Origin of the sequence: Moorella glycerini, from assembly GCF_009735625.1 — a bacterium.
GTDB lineage: Bacteria > Bacillota > DSM-521 > Neomoorellales > Neomoorellaceae > Neomoorella > Neomoorella glycerini.
Genome location: NZ_CP046244.1, coordinates 1,441,620 through 1,465,629, shown reverse-complemented (window position 1 = coordinate 1,465,629; position 24,010 = coordinate 1,441,620). Strand labels below are relative to the sequence as shown.

Genomic DNA, 24,010 nt, shown 5'->3' with positions numbered 1-24,010 from the left:
TTGAACCGGCTGGCAGCTTTTTTAAAAAGCTGCCAGCCATACACCTAGCTCTTTACGCGTTCTTCCTGGCGGCATCTTTAGCCTGGATCTCTTCGTAGGCGCTCAAGATATCCTTGGCGTTGAGATATACAGGAGTGTCCACCATCTTGCCCTGGTAGGAAATAGCTGCTTTGCCTTTAGCAATGGCTTCTTCTTCAAAGGCTTTAACAACACCGCGGGCCCATTCTACATCAGCGGGATCCGGTGAATAGAGGCGGTTGGCGGGTTCAACCTGGCTGGGATGGATCAGCATCCTGCCTTCATAACCCATCTGCCGGCCCTGGAGCACACTCTTCTCGAAAGCTTCCATATCCTGGTAAGCGACAAACGGGCAGTCAATGGCAACTACCCCGGCCGCCCGGGCGGCAACTGCCATATGGGCACGGGCGTATTCCTGCTCCTTGCCCTCGGAGGTCAATTTGACCCGCATGTCCTTGCAATAGTCCACCGCACCGAAGATGGCACTAACCACCCGCGGGCTGGCGATGCAGGACTCATAGGCATGGATAATACCTTTAGCGGTTTCCAGCAGGAGAGACACCTTGATGCTCCCTATGGGCAGGCCGCGGCGCCGTTCCAATTCTTCCAATTTCCAGTCCAGGCGCTTGACGTGGTCCGGATGCCCGCACTTGGCCAGGGTAACCCCCTGCAGGCCCTCATAGACAATGGCCTCCAGGTCGTCATTGGTCATCTCGGTTTCCCAGTTATTGATGCGTACGTATACCTCAGAGCCATTAGCACCAACAGCCTTAAGGTTCTCGCGGATAAGGTTCCGCGCATTTTCCTTCTCCGCCGGTGGCACCGAATCTTCCAGGTCCAGGGTGATTATGTCGGCGGGGAAGGTAGGCGCCTTGGCAATCATCTTGGGATTATTGCCAGGGACATAAAGGACAGAACGCATTACGGGCATGGCTTATCGCTCCTCCTGTTCCTAATGTTTGAGTACGTTCTTGAGGATACGCGGGATATCATTCGGGCTCATAGCCACATAGCCACCGGCTTTCTGGATGGCTTCCATCTTGCTCTTGGCCGAACCGCGGCCCCTTTCCACGATGCTGGAAGCGTGGGAGAAGCGCTGGCCTTCCGGTGCCCAGGCCCCTGCCACATAGATTACAAAGGGTTTGGTGAATTTACCCGCAGCAATTACTTCCGCGCATTCTTCTTCCTGGGTGCCGCCAATCTCGGAGAATACGGCTACGGCTTCCGTCTGGGGATCTTCTTCGAAAAGGGGTAGCAGGTCGGCGAAGGAAGTCCCCAGGACAGGTTCCGTACCCGTGTGGACGACGGTACTGACGCCGTAACCGTTTTCCTTGAGGATCCAGGGAATAGTTCCTGACTGGCCGCCGCTGCGGGAGAAAACACCTATGGGTCCCGGCCTGAAGAAGGAGTTGGCCCATTCGACATTGCCGCCCAGCCAGCCGACCACCGCCTCCCCGGGCGTAATGATGCCGATGGAGCCCGGGCCGATGAGCCTGGTCCCCTTCAGCTTGCAGTACTCCACCATTTCCATAATGTCGTGGATGGGTACTGATTCTACACAGGGGACGATATTTTTAACCCCGGCGTCGGCGGCCTCTTTAACCGCCGTTTTCAAAGCCCGGCCGGGGACGAAGATAACGCTGAAGTCAATTTCCCCGTGTTCGGCCACGGCCTGCTTGACGGTATGATAGACAGGAATACCCGCTACCTCTTCACCCCCTTTACCGGGGCTTGTCCCGGCCACAACCCTGGTGCCGTAATCCTTCATATACTTGGCCCGGAGGGAACCTTCCCTGCCGGTAATCCCCTGGACAATGACCTTGGTGTTTTTATCAATTAAAATCCCCATGCTTATCCCTCTTTATCCTTTTCCTATTACTGCATGGTATTATCTTCCAGCAGGTCCCGCTTGCGCAGGTACTCATCCAGTCCTTCAATGGGAACGTCAATTTTAATGGCGCTCTTGCCGCGGAACCAGCATTCATACTCGCAGGCAAGGCATTCTGTTCCCCGGCGCTGGACTTCATCTTCACTCAAATGGGCCACCGAGGGTACGCCGTCCTTGAGCTGCAGCATCCCCCGGGCAAACTTCTTGCATGCGTCGATGCAGGCCTTTGTTTCACACTCGCTGCACTTGCTGGTGTCGATGGTGACTTTAATTGTTCTTTCCCAGAATTCGAGCACTGGTTCCACCCTACTTTCGCTTCTCGGCTTGATATTCTTTGACTAGGGCCAGTAATCGTTGCCCGATAAAATCGGTATCGGTAACATGTTCCCGGCCGTAGATCTCCACCCTGGTAGCTCCCTCGACATTGCTTAACCCTTCGCGTAAAATGGCGAGGGATTCTTCTTCCTTGTTACCGCAGAGCAACAAGACGCAGGGCAGGCCAGGTTTCTTGGGCAGGACTTCCCGCAGGGCCTTCACGACGGCGTGGGCGTGGTGCCATTGTTCCTGGTTGGCCATCATAAAGCCACCCAGCAGGTAGCCGTCAATGTTGGGCTGGGAGAGCACTACCTTGGCTACCCGGTACACCTTGGAAGCAACCGGGTTGCCGCTGGTATCAGCGTAGTTCGCCGGCTTCAGGTTGACTTTGTTCAGGGCATCCATGCCCATCATGGCCGACCCGCCACCGATGGGGTGGTAGCCGATATAACCCGGGCTCTTCTCGTCAAAGCCCATGCTCATGACAAAACCGGAACCGCGAGTGTCGGTCTTCTCAATGCCCCAGCCAATACGATCCAGTTCGGTGGGCTCGTGGGGGAAATCCCTGGCAATTTCAATACCCATTTCCGGGTGACGGTAAACGCTGCTGTTGTCAACCTCCATCTTGCAGTCGGCCGCCACCAGTTCCCCGTTAGCGGTTAAGACCAGCGGGTTAATTTCCAGGGTAAAGCAATCGTATTTTTTATAAGCGTGCCACAACTTGACCAGCACGTTGGCAAAATTCATCAGCTGGTCATTGGGGATGCCGGCCTTCACCAGCATGTCAACGGCGTCATAAGTTTCGAGGCCGTTTAAGGGCGAAATGAGCAGCTTAAAAATCTTCTCTTCCGGAACACTTTCAATATCCATGCCGCCCTCGGTGCTGAACATCATCATGGGGCAGCGGGCATTGCGGGCGGAATTAACAATAATCGTCACGTAAAATTCCCGGGCGATAGCCAGCTTCTCTTCCACCAGGACTTTGCGTACTGGATAGCCTTTAATCACCGTACCAAGAATAGATGCTGCTGCCGCCCGGGCTTCTGCCGGGGTGTCAACCAGTTTTACCGCCCCTGACTTGCCCCTGCCGCCGGCCTGCACCTGGGCCTTTACTGCTACGGGCTTGCCGATCTCCGCGGCAATCTGTTCCGCTTCTTCCGGCGAGGATGCCGCCCGGCCCACAGGAACCGGAATGCCGGCCTTGCGCAGCCATTCCTTGCCTTGATACTCTAACAGCTTGGCCATACTTTCGTCCCTTCCACAAGAAATTTATTGGTCGGAAAGACGATAGGAAAAATCCCCCCGTACCATCCCCCCTTTTATCCTCTTATAAGCTGGTAAATAGTGTAAAGGTACCCTCTAGGGGTATAAACTCTTGATACTGTTATATTTTATTCTCGCTAGAATTTAAAAATCCTGCTGGTTATAAAAAATTTTAGCGCAACCAGGCCAGCAGGTTTACCAGCAGGGCGGCAATACCGCCGGCCATGAGGGGCCCCACGGGAATACCACCGAAAAAGGCTACGCCGATAATGGAACCTATAACCATACCAATCATCATCTGGGGAAAACGCTGGAGCAATTCCAGGCCCTGGCAGTTCATATGGGTGGCAATAATCCCGCTGGCGACGGCTATAATCCCGGGTACGGAAACAAAGGAGGCCAGCATATCCCGGGCTGATACCCGGCCGGAAGCGAAGGGCACCAGTACGGAAACCACCAGAAAAATAAGGCCGGCCTCCAGGGCCCGGCGTTCAAGGAAAGGATAGATTCTTTGCAGGTTAGTAAACTGGAGCAGTAAAAGAATAGCAGCAGCGGCTGCGATAACGTTAGAGCGGCCCAGGATGCCCAGCAACATGAGTAGTAACAGGATTGCCGTTGTTGCGCTCATTGAATACGCCCCTTGTACCAGCCATCCTGTACCATATATATGCCATGGCTGCCGGGACAAGAACGCCACAAATGACGTTAGCTGGCCTTTTTAATAATACCACCACTATACACCGGAACTACATCTGTCGCACCCACCCGGGAACAGAATTCTACATCAGCTTCCAGTCCCAGGTCGGCCAGGAGCCGGCCATGAAAGCTAGCCTGCAGGGCTGCCGCCGGGTCAGCCCGGTGGCAGTAATAATAGTCCCGGGCTGCCAGGGCGCCGTCGCGCAAGACAAATTCTCCCTGGCCCGCAAGCTGGTCAACCAGTAACCCGGCCGTCAAAAAATCTTCCAGGGAGAAACGATCCCTGGTACCGGCGCAAATAATGGTTATATCAGACCCTGCCGTGGCAGCCAGTCCGGCTACCGCCGGAGCGTTGATCATGGCGCCCAGAAAAACCAGGCGGCCGCCTGCTGCCCGGCGAATGGCCCTGGTGCCGTTGGTAGTAGTTATAATCAACCTTTTGCCGGCAACAATTTCGGTGGTATACTCCAGGGGTGAATTGCCCAGGTCAAAGCCCGGTATTTTTAAAGCATTGCGCTCACCCCCCAGGAGTACCCGCTCGTCCCCCAGGCGCTCGCGCATTTCAATGGCTTCCTCGGGGGTCAGGACGGGAATTACTTCCAGGCAACCGGCCGCCAGCGCCACCGTAATGGTGGTGGTCGCCCGCAACGCGTCAATAACTATAACAGCTTTATTATTAATGGCCTCATCCGGTATACCATTTAGAGTAGCAAAGACATCAATTTCCAAACTCACTCGCACCTCCAACTCTTGCCGGTCCGGTAGTTATTCGCGAAAGATGGGCCAGATTCCTGCCGGCCAGGAAGCAAAAGGTAATAATTAAACGAGAAGCAGGAACCCCCTCTACCGGCTCCCGCTTCCCGCACCTCCGAAAATAGGGTTCTGCCAGAAATGGTACCTTCTGGTGGGGATATGTCCCTCCGGCGCTCCACTATTCGCTGCTCCAGGACATATCCCCACCCTAACGCCCAGGCAAATTTTAATCCGTTAACTGGCGGGGACGTCAGCCCCCATGAAGGGTTCTTAACTCACTTCGGCCACCTTCAGGGTAGTCCTCAGGGTATCGCCCCGCAGCCCCACCCGCAGGGCTTCCAGGGCCAGGACATCCCCCGGCTGGACATTGCCCAGGTTAACGTTGGGCCCCAGGCGCATTATTAAAGCCTGCTGCTGCTGCTTCTGGGGAGCCTCCCAGATGACCCGGTCCAGGTCCTTGATGCCTGCCAGCAGGCCAGCCAGTATATCTTCCTTGACGGCCCCGCGACCGTCGTAAATGACGACTCCCTGGCCCGATTCCCGGCCCTCGACGATGACATAGTCGGCCCCCGCCTCCTGGTCGCCGGCAATCTGGCTTAAGAGAAGGGCTTCGCTTAAGGCATCCCGCGGGTCCTTCTTGCCCACTTCAGTTATGACGCCAAAGCCTGCCGCCCGGGCCTGGCGCACCGCCGCCAGCCGCACGGTCCGGCTCAGGTCAATAGTTCCATCGGAGATTTCAATAAAAGTATACCCGAGTTCCCTGGCCGTTTGCAGGTAAAGGTTTAGCCGCCCCTGGAGAACGGCGACTTCAAAGAAGGTGCCGCCGGGAAAAATAGCAACATTGTAAGAACGTGCCAGGCGAATTTTTTCCTGTAAAATAGCCGCCGGGTAAAAAACGGAAGTGCCAAACCCAAGTTTAATGAAATCAATATAGGGTGCTGCCACCTCCAGCAAATCCCTGAATTCCGTCAGGCCCAGACCCTTGTCAATAACCATGGTCAACCCTGCTTGCCTGGGTTTTTGCTGGCGTCCACCAATGGGAAATTCCAGGACATCTTTCCAGGTTTTAGTTGCTTTTTCCTGCATTAATTTCGCCCCTTCCTGGGTTTTTTTAACCTGCTTTTTTATCTTTATGCCCGGGGCAGGAAGGGGGTAACAACTTTGCCAGCGGTACTTTTTCACAGGTCAGACGACGGTTGCCCCACCATCATTACCGCCTGACGCCATAAAAAATGAGTCCCACCCCCAGGATAATGGTCAGCATTTTAACGGGGGAGATTTTACCGGCCAGGCCCCAGAGTCCCAGGGCCATCACCGTCAGCATAACTGTCGGGCCAACAAAAGCCAGGGTCGCGTTTATTTTTAAAGCGGCCTCAACCCGGTTTAATTTTAACATCAGGATGGCCGCCGTCAATTCAATCATGCTGGACAGGACGCGCACTGCCGCCATGGCCAGTACATGTTTGTCCGGCAAAAAGAAAAACATGGCATCTCCTCCCCTTATTTTTTATGCGCTGCCGAGACAAAATAGAAGCAGCGTCTTTTCTGGGAGGTTTAACAGGTTGCAGTCAGCAATGAAATTACCCTTTGCCATTCTTTGTGCCGTACCCTTTATTATGGTCCTGGGTAACTCCATGCTGGTTCCCCTGCTACCCGTCATGCGTACGACATTGAATGTCAGCCTGGTCCAGGTCAGCCTTTTTATTACGGCTTTTTCCCTGCCAGCCGGCCTGGTCATCCCCTTTGCCGGTTTCTTGTCCGATGCTTACGGCCGCAAACCCATTATGGCACCGGCCCTGCTCATTTACGGTTTGGGGGGGCTGCTGGCGGGCCTGGCTGCCTGGCTGGTAGCTTCCCCTTATTACCTGATCCTGGGTAGCCGCATTCTCCAGGGTATTGGTGCCGGGGGTACTTACCAGCTGGCCATGGCCCTGACCAGCGATATTTTCCAGAGCAAGGAGCGCACCAAAGCCCTGGGTTTGCTTGAGGCTTCCAACGGCCTGGGGAAGGTGGTCAGCCCCATTGCCGGCTCCCTTGTAGGCCTCATCGCCTGGTTCGCCCCTTTTTTTGTCTATGGCTTCCTGGCTATCCCCATTGGCCTGGCCGTGTGGTTCTTCATAAAAGAACCTGCGGGGCAAGATAAAAACAGGGTAACCTTCCGGACCTATTTCCGCGACCTGGGCCAGGTTTTCCAGACCAGGGGCTTATCCCTCCTGGCCTGCATCCTGGCCGGGATGGTTGTTCTTTTTATTTTGTTCGGGGTTTTGAGTTACGTCTCCGATATCCTGGAAGCGAGTTACGGCATCCGGGGCCTCAGTACCGGCCTGCTTATAGCCATTCCCGTGGGTACCATGGCCCTTACTTCCTATTTATCCGGTAGTTACCTGCAACAAAAGGCCGGTAACTTGCTGAAGATGACCATTGTTGCCGGCCTGGTCCTGGAAACCGCCGCCCTGGTAGTTATGGGCTTCTTTGATAATATCTATATCTTTTTCCTGGCCATGGTGATCATGGGGATGGGTACAGGTATCGTCCTGCCCTCAGTCAATACCTTGATAACCAGCGTAAGCGCTAAGGAAAGGGGTGGCATTACCTGCCTTTACGGTTCCATGCGTTTCTTTGGCGTTGCTCTGGGACCCCCGGCCTTTGGCCTGGCCATGACCCTGAGCCGGCTGCCTCTTTTCCTGGGAGCCGCCGTCCTGGTAGGACTGATAACCTTTTTAACGGCCACCTTTATCCAGACGGAAAAAATGCTGCCCCCGGAACTGTTACCCGGTCATTAAAAAACCCGGGTTAAGCTAACCCGGGTCTCTCAGTCGTTTAATTCTTTCCGTTCGCCGGTGGCCAGGTAAATGGCTTCCTCGGCTATATTGGTGGCATGGTCGGCTATGCGCTCCAGGTAACGGCTGACAAAGAGCAAATAGGTAGCCTGGCTAATGGTTTTGGGATCTTCCATCATGAAGACCAGCAGTTCCCGGAAGACCTGGTTGTGGAGCATGTCGATCTGGTCGTCTGCCCTGGCTACCGTATAGGCCAGTTCTGTATCTTCCCGGACATAAGCATCCAGGGCCTGCTTGACCATTACCTGGGCTAACTCGGCCATGCGGGGAATATCAATTAAGGGCTTGATCAAAGGCTGGCCTGTTTCCAGGATGCGCTGGGCCGTACGGGCAATATCAACTGAATAATCGGCCATGCGCTCTAAATCGGTGATAATCTTAAACCCGGCGGCAATTTTGCGTAAATCCTTGGCCATGGGCTGCTGGGTGGCAATAAGCTTTAAACACTGGTCTTCAATTTGTAACTCCATCTCGTCCACAACAACATCGCCCTCAACCACTTCGGCGGCCATTCTGGCATCTTGCCTGGCCAGGCACTCTACTGATTTGGCAATGGTTTGTTCAACAATACTCCCCATGCGCAGGATGTTTTGCTGCAAATCTTCCAGGGAATGTTGAAAGCCCTGCCTGGTTGTGATGGCCATGGCTAGCCCTCCTGTAAGTTTATTACCTTCCATTATATTCACCTCACTTCTTCTCTGTCACCTTTTAGGGGTTAAAAAGCTGCCTTTTTCTGGTTAGAGGGGCTTTAACCGAAACGACCGGTAATATAATCTTCCGTCCGCTGGTCGCGAGGCCTGGTAAAGATGATTTCCGTCTCATCGTATTCCACCATCTCCCCGTTGAGGAAGAAGGCGGTATAGTCGGAAACGCGAGCTGCCTGCTGCATATTATGAGTAACTATGATAATGGTATATTTTTCCTTAAGGATCCGGATGAGTTCTTCGATTTTTAAAGTGGAAATGGGGTCCAGGGCCGAGGAAGGCTCGTCCATGAGAACAACTTCCGGCTCGACGGCCAGGAGCCTGGCAATGCACAGGCGCTGCTGCTGGCCCCCTGATAACCCTAAGGCCGGCTGGCGCAGGCGGTCGGTCACTTCATCCCACAGGGCCGCTGCTTTAAGACTCTGCTCCACAATTTGGTCCAGTTTTTTCCTGTTATGGATGCCGTGAATCCGGGGACCGTAGGCCACATTATCATAAATGGACATGGGGAAGGGATTGGGACGCTGGAAAACCATACCTACCCGTTTGCGTAAGTTGACCACATCGACATCTGGAGCATAAATATTCTGCCCGTCCAGAAGGATTTCCCCGGAAAGTCGCGCTCCTTCAATGAGGTCATTTAAGCGGTTTAAAGTCCGCAAAAAAGTAGATTTGCCGCACCCCGAGGGGCCAATGAGGGCCGTGACGGAATTGGGTTTTATTTCTAGATTAATATCCTTTAAAGCCCATTTAGAACCATAATAGAAATTTAAATTAGTAATTCTTATTTTGGGTTGCCTCATAATAAAAACGATTACCTCCCCGGTCCAGGCCGGCCTTAACACGTAGCGGATATCATTAAGGTAGCTCCCGGGCCTGCATCCTGCAAGTTAAGAGGCAAGGCAGCCTCCCCCGGCGGGTATTACCGGAATTGTGTTAGCTACCAGGGCCAGGAATGAACTCCATAAGCAAAAAGGGCACCAACTGTAGCCCCGCCCAGGACATCGGAGGGGTAGTGCATGCCCACATACATGCGGCTGAGCCCGGTTAAACCGGCCGCCGTAACCAGCGGCCAGGTAAGGACCGGGAAATTCAGGGCGAAGACTACCGCCAGGGAAAAACTGGCAGCCGTATGTCCCGAGGGGAAGGAAAAGTCCTGCCAGGGCCGGGCCAGGTAACGGGCCCCGGGAAGGACCAGGTAGGGACGACTCCGGCCCACCAGGCCTTTACAAAACCTGACTACCAGGTGACTGCCCACCAGGGCCAGCATGGCCTGCCAGCCGGCCAGGCGCGTTTGCTCCCGGCCCAGCAGAGCAGTCGCCAGGGAAAGGGCCAGTCCAAAGGTAGCGCTTCCCAGCATGGTAAACCAGGGCATGGTCTGGTCCAGCAGGGGGCACTGCAGGCGTTGGTTAACATAATAAAAGAGGTAACAGTCGCCCGCCTTCAACCAGCGCCTTAAAGTCAAAACTCCTCTCCCTTTCTTTAGCTCTTGCCCCTTCATTTTACCTTAAGAATATTTAAACGGCAATAGAAGTAACTTTAAGATTAAGTTAAAACCGGCGCACAATGGCATCGGCCATCCGGGCCACCCGTACCATGGCCCGGACGTCATGAACGCGAATTATATCGACTCCCTGGGCTACTCCTAAGGCCACTGTAGCGGCCGTTCCCTCCAGGCGCTGGTCAACGGGTAGATCGAGGGTCTTACCAATCATTGACTTGCGCGAAGTGCCCAGGAGGATGGGTTTGCCCAGTACTTTTAGCTCTTGTAAGCGGGCCATTACTTCCAGGTTCTGCTGCAGGTCCTTGCCAAAACCAATACCAGGGTCGATAATAATCTGCCCCGGGGGTATCCCGTTCTCTTCTGCCAGGCGGATACTTTCCCGCAGGGAAGCGAGGATGTCGAACATTAAATCCCGGTAGGTTGTCCCCTGCTGGTTGTGCATGATAATGATCGGTGCCCGGTAATGTGCACACACGGCAGCCATGGCGGCGTCGGCCCGGCAGCCCCAGATATCGTTAATGATATCAACCCCCAGGTCCAGGGCCCGCCGGGCCGTAATAGCTTTATAGGTATCCACGGAAATAGGGACTTTGATTTCGGCCGCCAGGCGCTTTAAAACCGGTTCCAGGCGGCGCCATTCTTCTTCGGCCGGCACCGGCTCGTGACCGGGACGGGTTGATTCCCCGCCTACGTCGATGATATCGGCCCCTTCATCCACCAGCCGGTGGGCATGCTCCACCGCCGCCCCGGGGTCATAAAAATGGCCGCCATCGGAAAAGGAATCCGGCGTTACATTGACAATCCCCATGACCAGGGTCCGCCGGCCCAGGACGAGGGGACCCCGCGGGCATTGGATCACCTGGACACCTGTCTTTTCCCAGCTGTCCAGGGTAGCTTTAAGCGCGGCAGCCAGCTTGTTTAAGCCAAAATACTGCTGGGGCAGCTTTTCTACCAGAAGTTCCAGCTGGCGCCTGGTGGCAAAGAGCAGGACATCGGTCTTCTCGATGGACCAGCCGGCTACGCCTGCCGCCATGGCCGCCTCGCCGCCCCGGGCCAGCATTTCTTGTTTTAAGATATTGGCCGCCCTGGCCGGTACATCTTTCAGCTTGAGGCAGTAATGCAGGGCCTTGGGTACCATCAGCTCAATACCCCGGGCATCGACACCAATCTCCTCCATCAATTTTCTGGCCGTTGCTGCCTCGGGAACGTTAATTACTTCTATGGTCTCCTGCCAGGACATAGAAATCATCCTCCGCAGTATATTATACCATTCGCCATGCCTGGCAGCAAAAACCCCACCCGCCAGAGGGGTGGGGTCCAGGCATAAGATTAGCAAGGGCGCTATAGCTTTAGAACAGCCCGGTGATAACACCGTCGGCATCAATATCAATATTGCAGGCTGCCGGGCGTTTAGGCAGGCCGGGCATGGTCATAATGGTACCGGTAATGGGTACGATAAAGCCGGCCCCAGCTGAGAGCCTTACCTCGCGGACGGTAATGGTAAAGTTCCGCGGCCGCCCCAGCCTGGTCATGTCGTCAGAGAAGGAGTACTGGGTCTTGGCCATGACCACCGGCAGGTTGCCGTAACCCATGGCTTCAAAGCGCTCGATGGCCTTGTCGGCCTCGGCCGTGTAATTAACCCCATCGGCGCCGTAAATCTCGGTAGCGATTTTATAAATCTTTTCTTTGATGCTGAGGTCCAGTTCATAGAGGGGATGGAAGTTAGCCGGTTTGGTTTCAATGGTTTTGAGAACTTTTTGGGCCAGTTCAATGCCGCCGGCGCCACCTTTAGCCCAGACTTCGGACAGGGCCACTTCGGCACCGGCTTTGTTGCACAGGTCATAGAGGAGATTTAATTCAGCTTCCGTGTCGGTGGGGAAGGCGTTAATGGCCACCACGGCCGGCACCCCGAATTTGCCAACGTTTTCAATATGTTTCTCCAGGTTCTCAAAGCCCTGGCGCAGGGCTGCCAGGTTTTCCGTGGCCAGATCCGATTTCGGTACGCCGCCGTGCATTTTGAGGGCGCGGACGGTGGCGACAATGACAGTAACGTCGGGCTTGAGACCGGCATAACGGCACTTAACGTCATAAAACTTCTCTGCCCCCAGATCGGCACCGAAACCGGCCTCGGTAACGACGTAGTCGGCAAGTTTCAGGGCCGTCTTGGTAGCGGTTATGCTGTTGCAGCCGTGGGCGATATTGGCAAAGGGACCGCCGTGGACGAAGGCGGGGGTGTTCTCCAGGGTCTGGACCAGGTTGGGCTTAATGGCGTCCTTCATCAGCAGGGCCATGGAACCCTGGGCTTCCAGGTCGCCGGCAGTTACGGGCTTGCCGTCATAGGTGTAGCCGACGACAATCCGGCGGAAACGCTCCTTCAAGTCCATGAGGTCGCTGGCCAGGCACAGGCAGGCCATGACTTCCGAGGCTACCGAGATATCAAAACCGGTCTCCCGGGGGACACCATTGGCTTTACCGCCCAGGCCGATAACAATATTGCGCAGGGCGCGGTCATTAAGATCAATAACCCTCCGCCAGGTAACGGTCCGGGGATCGATGTTTAAAGCGTTGCCCTGCTGGAGGTGGTTATCTACCATGGCCGCCAGGAGGTTATGGGCATAGGTGACAGCATGGATGTCACCGGTAAAGTGCAGGTTGATGTCTTCCATGGGTACTACCTGGGCATAACCGCCGCCGGCAGCGCCACCTTTGATGCCAAAGCTGGGACCTAAGGAGGGCTCCCGCAGGCAAACCATAACCTTTTTTCCCAGGCGGGCCAGGGCGTCTGTCAGGCCGACACTGGTGGTAGTTTTGCCTTCACCGGCAGGGGTGGGGGTAATGGCCGTGACCAGGATGAGCTTGCCATCCGGTTTATCCTTGAGCCGGCGGTAGACATCAAGGGAGATTTTTGCCTTGTATTTACCGTATAACTCTACTTCATCTTCCTCAATGCCCAGGGCCCGGGCCAGCTCCATGACAGGTTTCATTCTGGCCGCCTGGGCGATTTCAATATCGCTGGGTACGTTGGCCAATTTGAACACTCCTTCCAATTCGAAAAAATGTACATCCAGTTATGTGGTTAATAGTGAAATTCTACACAAACTCTAATTTTCCTGCTACCCCCACTCACTTATTTATTTGGTTGCTACCACAGCCTGTCCGCCCGGCCCATCATTCATAATTATAAACCTTTCTTTACAAAAAACAAACAATTAAATTTTGTGCTTCATAACAGGAGAGAAAGCAAATATATTAACCTGTTGCGCTCTCACCAGGGTCAGGTCCGGCAATGACCGGCAGGCTGTCCAGCAAGAGGGCCTGCCTGGCTACTTCCAGGATGGCCTCCCGGGGAGCAGGTCCTAAAACTCCCCTGCTTACCTGAACATTAAAAGTCCTGGCAGCGACCCGGGCCGTTTCCAGGACCCGCATGAGGGGAAAGGCCTGCCACTCCAGGATATGGACTACTACGGCAGTTTGCCGGCCGGCTTCTTGCCCCCTGGCCGTGATTGCTCCACCTCCTTTCTGGTTCAGAACCCGGGCCAGGTGGTAGGCCACCCGCACGTCGTCGGTACCGAGATAAAGGGTATACTCCAGGGCCTTCATCCTTCCTCACCACCCCTTTTCGTTCTACCCTTAGCATCCTATTCGAGAAGAAAACCTGCCCTGGCAAGGTGGGCTGCAATTATATCTAAAATATCTTCCCTGGCTGCTTCCACGGTATGCAGGTGCACACCGCTACCAGTAAGGGTATACAGGGGTCTGGCCCCGCTGGCCTTTAAATCGGCGACAAACTTCTGGACGTCATAACGGGAGGCGAGCATCAGGTAACCGCGGATTTCCCCGTACAGGGGGTGTTCTACTACAACGTCAATTACTTTCCCTCCATAATCGACCATAATCTGTAATTCCCGCTCCAGGCCGGCCAGGTCATGCTGGCAGGCAAAGGTACGCCGGCAGCGGGTATCCGGACCCGGCAGGAGATAGCCCTGGGGGGTGGCCAGGATATTGAATCCTGCCGCCCTCAATACGGCCACATCCTGGACAATAACCTGGCGGCTGACGCCAAGGAGGGCGGCCAGCTCGGTGCCCTTGCGGGGCTGGTTGTTTTCTAAAAGTTCGATGATCCTCTGCCGGCGTTCACTGGCTTTCATAAACCTTTTGGGCCTCCCCTAAAGAAAAAGGCCGGTTACCCGGCCTGCTCTTCCCCCAGTTCGCCGGGGGTAAAAAAGAGGGCTATTTCCCGGGCCGCACTGGCCGGGGAATCCGAACCATGAATAACATTCTTGCCCACCTCAAGGGCATAATCCCCGCGGATGGTACCGGGAGCAGCATCTTTAGGGTTAGTGGCGCCCATCATTTGCCTTAAGCTGGCGATGACGCCGGGGCCTTCCAGCACCATGGCTACCACCGGACCCGAGGTAATGTGGCTGATAAGTTCCCGGTAAAAGGGTTTACCCTGGTGCTCGGCATAATGCCTGGCTGCCAGCTCCGGCGTTAGCCGCAGCATTTTCAGGGCCACAATCCGGTAACCTTTAAGTTCAATCCTGCCGATGATAGCCCCGATCAGTCCCCGTTCTACCCCTTCGGGTTTAATCATGGCAAAGGTGCGTTCCACTACCATACTCCTTTCAAACAACCGAGGTAAGTTAATTTGATCAGCAGGTCCTTAGGGGGACCGCCGCCTTTGGTGCTTTCAACTCCTGTCCCAGCGGTAGCTGCCGGCTGCAGGTTTTCCTGTTGCTGGTTCCCTTGCTTGTCTTCTTCCGGATTGTGCTCCTGGTTATAGGCTTCAATAATAGCTGTAAATTCTTCGGCTTCCAGGGTTTCCTTTTCCATTAATGCCCTGGCCACCAGGTGTAGTTCGGCCATATGCTTCTGGAGGAGTTCTTTGGCCCGGTTATAGCATTCATCAATTATACGACGGGCTTCCTTGTCAATGGAAAAGGCTACTGCTTCGCTATAATTTCGGTCCCGGGCTATATCCCGGCCCAGGAAGACGGTTTCTTGCTTACGGCCGAAGGTCAGGGGTCCCAGTTCATCAGACATGCCGAACTCAGTGATCATTTTGCGCACCAGTTCCGTTGCTCGCTCCAGGTCATTCTGGGCTCCCGTACTGACTTCCTTTAATACCAGGGCTTCGGCCACCCGGCCGCCCAGGAGCATGGTTACCTGGTCCAGGATCTGGGACTTGGTCATATAACGGCGATCTTCTTTGGGTAAGAGCAGGGTGTAACCGCCGGCCCGCCCGCGGGGGATAATGGAAACTTTATGCAGGGGGTCGGTATGGGGCAAATAATGGCCCAGCAGGGCGTGGCCCGCTTCGTGGAAGGCCACCAGCCTTTTTTCATAGTCGCTGATAACCCGCGACTTTTTCTCCGGGCCAGCTATGACCCGCTCGATGGAATCTTCCATCTCTTCCATGCTGATCTTACGCTTACCGCGCCGGGCAGCCAGTAAGGCTGCTTCGTTGACCAGGTTGGCCAGGTCGGCCCCGGTAAAGCCCGGCGTCCGCCGCGCCAGGACATCCAGGTCTACGGTTTCATCCAGGGGCTTACCGCGGACATGGACCTTTAAAATCTCTTTCCGGCCCACTACATCCGGTACATCGACGACTATCTGGCGGTCAAAACGCCCCGGTCGCAGCAGGGCCGGGTCCAGGATATCGGGCCGGTTGGTGGCCGCGATGATAATAATCCCTTCGTTGGCATTAAAGCCGTCCATTTCTACCAGTAACTGGTTCAAAGTTTGTTCCCGCTCATCGTGCCCACCGCCCAGGCCGGCACCCCGCTGGCGACCAACGGCATCAATCTCATCAATAAAGACGATACATGGCGAATTCTTTTTAGCCTGCTCAAAAAGGTCCCGCACCCGGGAAGCACCCACGCCAACAAACATTTCCACAAAATCAGAACCGCTGATGCTGAAGAAAGGTACCCCTGCTTCCCCGGCCACGGCCCGGGCCAGCAAAGTTTTCCCCGTCCCGGGAGGCCCGTAAAGGAGGACACCCTTGGGGATGCGCGCCCCCAGTTCATTAAACTTGCGCGGGTTTTTGAGGAACTCCACGACTTCTTCTAATTCCTCTTTGGCCTCATCAGCGCCGGCGACGTCGTTAAAAGTGACCTTGCGTTTTTCATCGGTATGCAACCGCGCCCGGCTCTTGCCAAACTGCATCACCCGCGAGCCGCCCCCCTGGGTCTGCTGCATCATAAAGAATACCAGGCCCACCAGCAGGAGGATCGGTAGCAGGCTCCCAAGTAAATTTGTCCACCAGGGCGGTTGCGGCGGCAGCTGGGCTTTGACAATGACACCTTTCTCGGTAAGACGATCGATCAAGTTGGCCGCCGCAGGTGCATTGACTGTAAACCGGGCATTATTTTTCAGGATACCATCGACTTTAATAATATTATCATGGGGTGTTAAAGTAACTTCCAGAACCTGACCCTGATCTACTGCCTGGTAAAAGCGAGTCAAATCCCACTCTTCTACAGTCTTCTCCACCGGCGTCGACAACCTGATGATGGAGACTGCCAGTAATACTATGAGCAGATATACGGCCAGGTTCTTAAAAATTCGATTCAACGGGTCACCCTCCTCTTACCCCGCCCTGCATCTTATAGCTATATATTGTAGCATACGGCAAATATGATTGCAATTTAACTTTATATTTTATTTTATGGCCAGGGTTCCAGCTGCAGGTGCAGGGCCAGGCGCGTTGCCGGCGTAATTTTAAAATCATCGGCCGGGCGCAAACCGGCCACCCAGGCAATACGCCGGCCGCTTATAACCAGGGGTACCAGGTGACGCCTGGCCGCGGGTAAATGAATGTCGCTGAAAAAATCCTGGAGTTTCTTGTTACCGGCAAGACCCAGGGGCCGGAAATAATCCCCCGGCTGCCAGTTACGTACCACCAGGGGCTTTTCTAATTTATCCCAGTCCAGCCAGGCCTCATCCTCCCTGCCCTTAAAAGTCGAGGGCGGCTCTCCAAGCCCGGCACGGATGGCCCGTCCTACTTCCGGTAAAGGCGTTAACCCCGGTACCTGCAGCGGGTAGGAAAAAGTTATGGCCCGGGGCCCCGCGGCCGGGACCAGCAGGATTAATTCCGTCCCCCTGGCCTCTACCCTTAAATGCCCCGGCCAGGTAATGGTGCCACCCCGGGAAGCCATCTCCCGGGCCCCTTCTACCTGGTTGAAGCTTACCTTTCTGCCCAGGGAAACAGCCGCCAGGCGCAGAACCCGGCGCTGGATTCCCGGAGCCAGGGATAGCCATTCCTCCCGGTCCAGGACCAGGCAGCCGGGTTCCTGGTGTATTTTTACCCTGGCAAAGGCTTCCCCGGCAAGATTGGCCAGGATCTCTTCTTCTTCCTGGAGGATAACGGCGGTCCGGCTTAAGGTCCTGACAATGGCCGGGTTAAATTCCCGGGCCAGGAAGGGTAATAACTGGTGCCGGATTTTATTACGCCTCAAAGTGATGTCCCAATTCGTAAAGTCCTGGCGGGGTTCAAGGCCCTGCTGGCGACAGTAGGCCTCTATTTCCGCCCGGGAAATAAAAAGCAACGGCCTGATAACCTGGCCGCGCTGGGGCACCATGGCTTTAAGCCCTGTCAGGCCACTCCCCCGCAGGAGATTTAATAAAACCGTTTCGGCCTGGTCATCGGCCTGGTGGCCAACGGCAATTTTACTGGCCCCCACCGCAGTGGCCACTTCCAAGAGAAAGCGGTAACGTACTTCCCGGGCTGCTTCCTCCAGGGACAGGCGGTGCTCCTGCTGGTAAGCAGCCACATCCCGCCTGGCCATTGTCACCGGCAGGCCCCATCTCCTGGCCAGGTTACGAACATATTCGGCATCGGCAGCCGCCTCCGGGCGTAACCCGTGGTTTAAATGGGCGACATGCAGGGTATGACCAAATTCCTCCTGTAAAGCCCGCAGGCTGTGCAGCAGGGCCAGGGAATCCGGCCCCCCGGAAACCCCTACCACTACTTTATCCCCTGGTACCAGGAGGCCGTATCTCCGGACTGTCTGCCGGACCCGGTCCAGCATAAAGGTCCACCTTCAAAGGTCATCATATTGCCTTTATTTCGGCATGACGGGCCTTTTTCCTGCTTCTTCTGGTGAGTTTTTCCTTAAATAATATCCTTTATACGCCACTCCTTTCCATCCTGGCTACCATAACCGTCATATCATCCCGGGGCTTGCCGTCAACGAGGGCCCGGGCCTGTTTTAATAAACGGTCGGCTATTTCCTGGGGCCGGGCATCGCCTACACGCTGTAAAGCTTTAGCCAGCCATCTTTCCTTTTCGTTTATGTCCCGGTGGGCTTCCAGGATACCGTCGCTAACCATGACCAGTAAATCACCATCCTGCAACTCTTCCCGGAGGGGTTCCACCTGCAGATCCTCCAGGATCCCTGCCGGTAAAGAGTGGCTACTCAGGGTTTTTACCTGGCCATCCCGCTGGATGAAGGTAGGGCAGGCTCCCAGTTTATAAAATTCAGCCGTACCGGTGCCACAGTTAATTAAAGCCAGGTCACAGGTAGTAAAACTCTCTTTAGGCGATCTTAACAGCAGGATCATATTGATGGTCCGCAGGGCCATTTCCGGGGTAAAGCCGGCCGCCAGCAAGTCCCGGACCAGTTCGATGGCCGTAGCACTTGTTTCCGCAGCCTCCCGCCCGGCACCCATACCATCTCCCAGAACCAGCAGTTGCCTCCCGGGTTCAAGGGGGCCTGCCAAACAGGTGTCGCCGGAAACCTCTGCCTGGTAGCGGGGAGCAGCCGCCATCCCGACGGTAACCTGCCATAAAGGCAGTTCCTCCCCTTCCCCTGCCCCGGTCCCTGTGTTTGGTCCCCCGTTAACCAGCATTGCTGCCAGGGTTTCAAAGGTGGCTGCCAGCCAGTTATTCAAGCCGTCTTCTGGCGGACGTACCTGCATTTTAATGGCCTCACCTGTTAACGCTGCCAGGAGTTCCCGGCAACGGCTACAACGTGAGGACAGCCATTCAGGTATATCGGCAGTAGTCAGGGAACCCTGGCTTCCCTTTTGTAATAATTCCTGCAGCAGGGTTACCATTTGTTCGCCTTCCAGTTCCCAGCACACCTTGCCGGCCGGGCAACCACGGCAGGTGGCCCTGGCTACCTGGCGCACGGTAACCATGGGACTTTCCTTAAAGCCAGTAAATTTAAGACTCCGGGCCAAGCTTTTTAAGGCCGTCTTTAATCTCTCTTGACGGCCATGGCCCTCCTGTACCGCCGGCATGGTTACCGGTGCCGCCAGGAATCTTTGCAGGTAATTGATCAGGAAAGAGGGGGTGGCTGCCAGGGCCAGAGCCACCAGACCACCTTCCTTTAAAGCCGCCAGGGCACTATCCTGCCCAAGGAAATAGCTGGCTAAAAGCAGGTGGGCCAGCAGGAAGCCACTGATAACCCCCGGCTTGCCCAGGCTTTTCAGGGAACCGGCAATTAAACCGGCAAAGGCAAGTAAACCTGCCAGGGCCGGCGTTACCAGATGGGAGAGACTGGGCAAAAAGCCGACCGCCGCCCCGGCCGCCGCCCCGGTCCCCGGCCCTCCAGCCAGAGACACCAGCAGGAGGATATAGCTGCTAATCAGGCCCTGCAAGGAAAGGCCAAAGAGCTGCCATCCCTGCAGGCCCAGGAGTACCCCTGCGAGAAAGAGGCCTCCGCCAAGGAGACGCTCTTCCTGGCGCGTGGTCATGGTTGCTGCGAGAAAAGCGAGACTTAATCCCCAGGCCAGGAGGGCCTCAAAGATTACCTGGACCCAGCCATAAAAGGATGGTTGCCAGAGGGTAAGGCTTAATCCCCTGACCAGGATAATGGTCACCGGCGCCAGGGTGGCCTGGGTCAAGATGCTGCCCCGGCGTAAAGCGGGATAAAGGGTAAAAATTAGTCCCAGCAATAAAAAAAGGAGCAGGCGGCTGTAGGCCGGAGCAGGGCTGCTGAACCAGCTGCCGGCCACGCTGATCAAGGCCACTGGCCAGAGGAGGCGCGACCGCCGGACAGCGGCGGTAATAACTGCCGCCGGTCCAAAGGGGAAAAGTTCCTCCAGCAAAGCCCCCCGCGCCAGGCAAAATGCCGCCACCAGGAAAAGAAAGTCGAGGACCAGGCGGGTTGCTACCGTTAGTTCGACTTCCCGCCGGTAAAGATGGACTCCGGGTTGGCCGGACATAAAACCACCGCCTTTACCATTACCTGGCAATTATTATACGCCCTTTTACGCTAAAATCTTGTCATCTTCAGGCAACGGCGGTGGACAATCTTTCGACACTAAAAAACCACCCTCATTTTTCAGGGTGGTTTTACTGGTGGCCCGTAGGGGATTCGAACCCCTGTTACCGGCTTGAAAGACCGGTGTCTTAACCCCTTGACTAACGGGCCAGATCATAAAAATGGTAGCGGTGGTAGGATTCGAACCTACGACACTGCGGGTATGAACCGCATGCTCTGACCAGCTGAGCTACACCGCCATGCAGAAGATATTATGCCTGAATCTTGCCCTTTTGTCAAGGGGTAGGCTCAATTCAGCATTAACCGGGCGCCGGCAGCCAGGAGTACCAGGCCAGCAGCCTTCCACCAGGTAAAGGGCATTTTATCCAGGCCAAATAAGCCAAAGTGATCAATTAGCAGGGCGGTAGATACCTGGCCGACAATAATAGCCGTGGTGGCCAGGGCTACGCCAACCCTGGGGATGCTGGCCACTACCCCGTAAGTAATGAGGACGCCGAGCAGGCCCCCCAGCCAGAGGTACCAGGGGCAGTGGCTCAGCTTACTCAAACTGCCGTCGCTTAAAGGGGTAAAAAGAAGGATAATCACTACTATGGTAGCCGTGAGGTGGACGACGAGGGTAGCCTGGAGGAGACCAATAATTTTTCCCAGGGCTGAATTGAGGGAGCCCTGAAAGGCCATGGCTATACCTGAAACAAGGGCCATTAAAAGCGCTAGCAACATAAAATAACTTCCCCTGCCCTTTAGTTTTATTCCTGGATTAATGTACCCCTAACCGCGGCCGGCTAAACCCATGGTACAACTTACCAGGGGGGAAGTGTCTTTAAAGGATAACTGTTCCTGGGAATACTATATGGAGCGCTAGTTTCCAGTTGGGTCTTCTCTGATGGGGTGATTGCCTCAATGAACGGCTCCGCTAGAATCTGCTCCTGTGAGGAAGAGACATTGCCGTGCAGGCTCTCCTGGCTGCTGGTTTTCCTGGCCCTCTTTATCTTTATAATGTTAACGATGGCGCCGGTAGCGGCCGGAGCCCCCGGACCCTGCCCCTGCTGCGGCGAAGAGCGGTTGTTGAAGTTGACAGACCCCCCCCTGCGGGGGCTGGACGTCAGCGACCTCCAGCTGCGCCTGGCACAGCTTGGCTATTATATCGGCCCCCTCAATGGCGTTTACGACGGTGCCACCAACCGGGCTGTCGTTAACTTCCAGAAAGAGCGGGGGTTAACCCCTCTGGGCCAGGTAGGACCGGCAACCTGGCTGGCCCTGGCCCGGGGTACCTCAATCTCCCGCAACGCTTCCAGGACGGCCCCGCCGGAGGGTAAAAACCTCAAAGTTATCGTCGATACCGACCGCCTGGTCCTTACCATCCTGGTAGAGGGCCAGGTCTTCCGCCAGTACCCCGTAGCCATCGGCAAATATACCAGCCCTTCGCCCGTCGGGGAGTGGAAGATAATTGACAAAGCCTATGAAGCCGGCGGCGTCTTTGGTACCCGCTGGATGGGCCTCAATGTCCCCTGGGGCAACTACGGCATCCACGGCACCAACCGCCCCTGGTCCATTGGCTGGGCGGCGTCGGCAGGTTGCTTTCGCATGTACAACGAAGATATTGAAGAGATCTACCCCTGGCTGCCTGTAGGAACCCCGGTGGTCGTTAAAGGACCCTATACCCGGCCCACCGGTCCCCTGAAACCCGGGTACGGTTCACCGGAAGTAGTAACCCTGCAGGCCAGGCTCCGGGAAAAGGGGTTTTACCTTTTTGGTCCTACCGACGGCGACTACGGCCTGATGACAGAGCTGGCCGTTAGGGAATTTCAACTCCACCAGGGCTTAAAGGCCACCGGGGTGGCGGATATAACTACGTTGCGGAGCCTGGGTTTTGAGGTACCCGGTGCAAGACCTTGATGATACCCACCACCGCGCGGCGGGTATTAATCTCCAGGCGGGCCAGTTCTTCGGGAGAAGCTCCATCGATGTGCACCCCGGCAACTACCACCACCGGTGCGTTCAAACCGGCCGCCAGGGTGGCTGCCGCTGGCCGGGCCAGTTCATCATCCTTATGGCCCAGGAGAGTTAATACCGAAGTGGTGGCACTCAAGTGGTTACCTTTTAAGCTAGGCCGCGGTAAACCCAGGGCCACGGCACCTACATGGGGCCTGGTACCGCCCATGAGGTGGACAATATAGCCCTCCCTGGTGGCGAAGACCCGGCAAAAAATACGATACCGGCCCCTGCCGGCTATATAAGTTAACGGCCGCAATTCCCTCTACCTCCAAAATTTGCTGGTTTTGGCTACGCTTCCCGGTCTTCGCGTGACTGCCGCAGGCTCAAGCCGGCAGCTATTCCCAATTAGTGGCTCCTTCCCAGCGCGGTACCAGGTGGTGAGGTAGTCCCAGTTGATCGAGGATTCTACCTACCAGGTGGTTGACCACTTCGTCAACGGTCCTGGGGCGGTAATAAAAGGCGGGCATGGGCGGCATAATGACTGCCCCCAGGCGAGCCAGGGACAACATATTTTCCAGGTGAATGGCGCTTAACGGCGTCTCCCGGGGGACCAGGATGAGCCGGCGCCCTTCTTTCAGGGTGACATCAGCCGCCCGCATAATGAGATTGGCGGCGTAGCCATGGGCAATACCGGCCAGGGTTTTCATACTGCAAGGAATGATCACCATTCCCTGGTGCTGGAATGAACCGCTGGCCACAGCGGCCGCCAGGTCGTTTTCCTGGTAACAACAGGCGGCGAGGGACTGGACAGCTTCAACTCCCCTACCCGTCTCCAGGCGCAGGGTTTCCCCGGCCCAGTGGCTTAAAATTAAATGTACCTCGACCCCTGCCTCCTTTAAGGCCTCCAGGAGCCTGACGGCATAAACTGCCCCCGTTGCTCCCGTAACTGCTACTACCAGTCTCATGCCAGTTTCTCCCCGCTAGCCCGGGCCAGCAGTAAACCCCAGAGGAGGTCAGTCTCGCTAACCACCAGCTTGCCTGCGGCCAGTCCGGTGAGTATTATTTCCAGGATGGTGACGCCGGCGACAATTATATCTGCCCGCTCCGGCTGGAGGCCGGGAAGCTGCCGCCTCTCAACCAGGGTCATGGCCGTTAGAACCCGGCGCCAGCTTTTAACTTGCTCAGCAGTTAAGATCATACCATGAACCAGTTCCGGTTGGTAGCGCTCCAGGCCCAATTCCAGAGCCGCAACGGTGGTTATGGTCCCGCCGGTACCAATAATTTGTCCCGGCCGTACTTTTCGCGCCCGGGCGAGAACGGGAGCAAGCACCGTCTCCATAGCCACCCTTGGCATGGCCGATTCCGTAGCCCGCACGGCACCAACCTTAACGCTCACCAGTTGCAGTCCAGCTTCCTCCTGCCAGCTGAGTTCCGTACTGCCGCCACCGATATCGATTACCAGGGGATTTAGGACCGGCTCCTTAAGGCCTGCCAGGGCGCCCTGGTAGGCCAGGCGGGCTTCCGTATGCCCATCGATAATAATTAAGTCCAACCCGGCCTCCCCTGCCACCCCGGCCCGCAAAAGTTCCGGATTACGGGCCTCCCGGGCAGCACTGGTAGCAACGCAAACCAGGTCCCGGGGCTGGTAGTCCCGGGCCAGGACGGCCAGCTCGGCGACGGCGGCCACTGTCCGCTCTACGGCTGCCCTTTGTAACCAACCATCCGTTGCCCCGGCCAGCAACCTGGTGCTGCGGAGTGCGGCCCGGAGAGGCTGCACGGAGGCACCTTGCACCTCGCCAACCAGTAGGCGGACGGAGTTAGAACCAATATCCAGGGCTGCATAGCATGTCATTCCGGCTCAC

The 24,010-nt window shown here is 55.8% G+C and carries 25 protein-coding genes and 2 tRNA genes; 2 read left to right on the top strand and 25 right to left on the bottom strand.

All coding sequences use genetic code 11. From position 1 onward, the window contains the following. Window positions 1–52: 52 nt before the first annotated feature. From MGLY_RS07335 to MGLY_RS07300, 8 genes are all read right to left on the bottom strand, one after another. Window positions 53–949 carry an HpcH/HpaI aldolase/citrate lyase family protein gene (locus tag MGLY_RS07335; protein ID WP_054937863.1) on the bottom strand — a complete coding sequence of 299 codons (897 nt, stop codon included), beginning with the start codon at window positions 947–949 and terminating at the stop codon, window positions 53–55. Window positions 950–970: 21 nt separating this feature from the next. Further along, the gene (locus MGLY_RS07330) at window positions 971–1,867 is read right to left on the bottom strand and encodes a succinate--CoA ligase subunit alpha (RefSeq protein WP_156272722.1); all 897 of its coding nucleotides are present in this window, start codon (window positions 1,865–1,867) and stop codon (window positions 971–973) included. Between the two features lie 26 nt (window positions 1,868–1,893). Beyond that, complete coding sequence (locus tag MGLY_RS07325) at window positions 1,894–2,202, bottom strand: hypothetical protein (protein ID WP_156272721.1); 309 nt, start codon at window positions 2,200–2,202, stop codon at window positions 1,894–1,896. Window positions 2,203–2,212: 10 nt separating this feature from the next. After that, on the bottom strand, window positions 2,213–3,466 hold the full coding sequence (locus MGLY_RS07320; protein WP_156272720.1) for an ATP-grasp domain-containing protein: 1,254 nt from the start codon (window positions 3,464–3,466) through the stop codon (window positions 2,213–2,215). Window positions 3,467–3,656: 190 nt separating this feature from the next. Then, window positions 3,657–4,112 (bottom strand): DUF441 domain-containing protein, encoded by a 456-nt coding sequence (locus tag MGLY_RS07315; RefSeq protein ID WP_156272719.1) that lies wholly within the window; start codon window positions 4,110–4,112, stop codon window positions 3,657–3,659. 77 nt (window positions 4,113–4,189) lie between these two features. Beyond that, window positions 4,190–4,915: a 2-phosphosulfolactate phosphatase gene (locus MGLY_RS07310; protein ID WP_211662105.1), complete on the bottom strand. Its 726-nt coding sequence runs from the start codon at window positions 4,913–4,915 to the stop codon at window positions 4,190–4,192. A 288-nt stretch (window positions 4,916–5,203) separates the two neighbouring features. After that, complete coding sequence (gene comA / locus MGLY_RS07305; protein WP_156272717.1) at window positions 5,204–6,019, bottom strand: phosphosulfolactate synthase; 816 nt, start codon at window positions 6,017–6,019, stop codon at window positions 5,204–5,206. A 124-nt stretch (window positions 6,020–6,143) separates the two neighbouring features. Next, window positions 6,144–6,419 (bottom strand): YqhV family protein, encoded by a 276-nt coding sequence (locus MGLY_RS07300; protein ID WP_156272716.1) that lies wholly within the window; start codon window positions 6,417–6,419, stop codon window positions 6,144–6,146. A 76-nt stretch (window positions 6,420–6,495) separates the two neighbouring features. On the opposite strand from MGLY_RS07300, the gene MGLY_RS07295 reads away from it, so the two are divergent. Beyond that, window positions 6,496–7,716, top strand: a complete 1,221-nt coding sequence (locus MGLY_RS07295) for an MFS transporter (protein WP_156272715.1) — start codon at window positions 6,496–6,498, stop codon at window positions 7,714–7,716. A gap of 29 nt (window positions 7,717–7,745) precedes the next feature. Here the strand turns inward: MGLY_RS07295 and phoU are convergent, their stop codons facing one another. The 14 genes from phoU to MGLY_RS07225 form a co-directional block, all read right to left on the bottom strand. Then, on the bottom strand, window positions 7,746–8,417 hold the full coding sequence (gene phoU / locus MGLY_RS07290) for a phosphate signaling complex protein PhoU (RefSeq protein ID WP_246187436.1): 672 nt from the start codon (window positions 8,415–8,417) through the stop codon (window positions 7,746–7,748). 104 nt (window positions 8,418–8,521) lie between these two features. Then, complete coding sequence (gene pstB / locus MGLY_RS07285; RefSeq protein ID WP_156272713.1) at window positions 8,522–9,280, bottom strand: phosphate ABC transporter ATP-binding protein PstB; 759 nt, start codon at window positions 9,278–9,280, stop codon at window positions 8,522–8,524. Window positions 9,281–9,417: 137 nt separating this feature from the next. Continuing rightward, window positions 9,418–9,942 carry a phosphatase PAP2 family protein gene (locus MGLY_RS07280; RefSeq protein WP_156272712.1) on the bottom strand — a complete coding sequence of 175 codons (525 nt, stop codon included), beginning with the start codon at window positions 9,940–9,942 and terminating at the stop codon, window positions 9,418–9,420. Window positions 9,943–10,027: 85 nt separating this feature from the next. Then, on the bottom strand, window positions 10,028–11,221 hold the full coding sequence (gene folP, locus MGLY_RS07275) for a dihydropteroate synthase (RefSeq protein WP_156272711.1): 1,194 nt from the start codon (window positions 11,219–11,221) through the stop codon (window positions 10,028–10,030). Window positions 11,222–11,330: 109 nt separating this feature from the next. Further along, the gene (locus MGLY_RS07270; RefSeq protein WP_156272710.1) at window positions 11,331–13,010 is read right to left on the bottom strand and encodes a formate--tetrahydrofolate ligase; all 1,680 of its coding nucleotides are present in this window, start codon (window positions 13,008–13,010) and stop codon (window positions 11,331–11,333) included. A 220-nt stretch (window positions 13,011–13,230) separates the two neighbouring features. Then, a complete protein-coding gene (locus MGLY_RS07265) occupies window positions 13,231–13,581 on the bottom strand; it encodes a hypothetical protein (protein WP_156272709.1) in 351 nt (116 codons plus the stop codon). A gap of 38 nt (window positions 13,582–13,619) precedes the next feature. Further along, entirely contained in the window at window positions 13,620–14,129 is a 510-nt protein-coding gene (locus MGLY_RS07260; RefSeq protein WP_156272708.1) for a transcription repressor NadR, read from the bottom strand. A 35-nt stretch (window positions 14,130–14,164) separates the two neighbouring features. Next, window positions 14,165–14,593, bottom strand: coding sequence for a nucleoside-diphosphate kinase (gene ndk / locus MGLY_RS07255; protein WP_170291204.1), 429 nt, complete (start codon window positions 14,591–14,593; stop codon window positions 14,165–14,167). Continuing rightward, the gene (ftsH, locus tag MGLY_RS07250) at window positions 14,593–16,557 is read right to left on the bottom strand and encodes an ATP-dependent zinc metalloprotease FtsH (protein ID WP_156272706.1); all 1,965 of its coding nucleotides are present in this window, start codon (window positions 16,555–16,557) and stop codon (window positions 14,593–14,595) included. The genes ndk and ftsH overlap by 1 nt, the downstream gene beginning before the upstream one ends. Before the next feature lie 92 nt (window positions 16,558–16,649). Next, window positions 16,650–18,014 carry a tRNA lysidine(34) synthetase TilS gene (gene tilS, locus MGLY_RS07245; protein WP_156272705.1) on the bottom strand — a complete coding sequence of 455 codons (1,365 nt, stop codon included), beginning with the start codon at window positions 18,012–18,014 and terminating at the stop codon, window positions 16,650–16,652. A 97-nt stretch (window positions 18,015–18,111) separates the two neighbouring features. Then, entirely contained in the window at window positions 18,112–20,154 is a 2,043-nt protein-coding gene (locus tag MGLY_RS07240) for a SpoIIE family protein phosphatase (protein ID WP_156272704.1), read from the bottom strand. 134 nt (window positions 20,155–20,288) lie between these two features. Beyond that, a tRNA-Glu gene (locus MGLY_RS07235) sits at window positions 20,289–20,363 on the bottom strand. Between the two features lie 12 nt (window positions 20,364–20,375). Further along, a tRNA-Met gene (locus tag MGLY_RS07230) sits at window positions 20,376–20,452 on the bottom strand. A gap of 49 nt (window positions 20,453–20,501) precedes the next feature. Then, window positions 20,502–20,933: a DMT family transporter gene (locus tag MGLY_RS07225; RefSeq protein WP_156272703.1), complete on the bottom strand. Its 432-nt coding sequence runs from the start codon at window positions 20,931–20,933 to the stop codon at window positions 20,502–20,504. A gap of 222 nt (window positions 20,934–21,155) precedes the next feature. Between MGLY_RS07225 and MGLY_RS07220 the strand changes: the two genes are divergently transcribed. After that, window positions 21,156–22,109: a L,D-transpeptidase family protein gene (locus tag MGLY_RS07220; protein WP_170290960.1), complete on the top strand. Its 954-nt coding sequence runs from the start codon at window positions 21,156–21,158 to the stop codon at window positions 22,107–22,109. On the opposite strand, the gene lpdD is transcribed toward MGLY_RS07220, so the two are convergent. The 3 genes from lpdD to MGLY_RS07205 all read right to left on the bottom strand — a co-directional run bounded on the left by lpdD (window position 22,063) and on the right by MGLY_RS07205 (window position 24,000). Beyond that, window positions 22,063–22,464, bottom strand: a complete 402-nt coding sequence (gene lpdD, locus MGLY_RS07215) for a prenylated flavin chaperone LpdD (RefSeq protein ID WP_156272702.1) — start codon at window positions 22,462–22,464, stop codon at window positions 22,063–22,065. The two genes, MGLY_RS07220 and lpdD, sit on opposite strands and share 47 nt — an antisense overlap. 79 nt (window positions 22,465–22,543) lie before the next feature. Beyond that, the gene (locus tag MGLY_RS07210) at window positions 22,544–23,113 is read right to left on the bottom strand and encodes a UbiX family flavin prenyltransferase (protein WP_156272701.1); all 570 of its coding nucleotides are present in this window, start codon (window positions 23,111–23,113) and stop codon (window positions 22,544–22,546) included. After that, on the bottom strand, window positions 23,110–24,000 hold the full coding sequence (locus tag MGLY_RS07205; protein WP_156272700.1) for a Ppx/GppA phosphatase family protein: 891 nt from the start codon (window positions 23,998–24,000) through the stop codon (window positions 23,110–23,112). Before MGLY_RS07205 ends, MGLY_RS07210 begins: the two co-directional genes overlap by 4 nt. Between the last annotated feature and the right edge of the window lie 10 nt (window positions 24,001–24,010).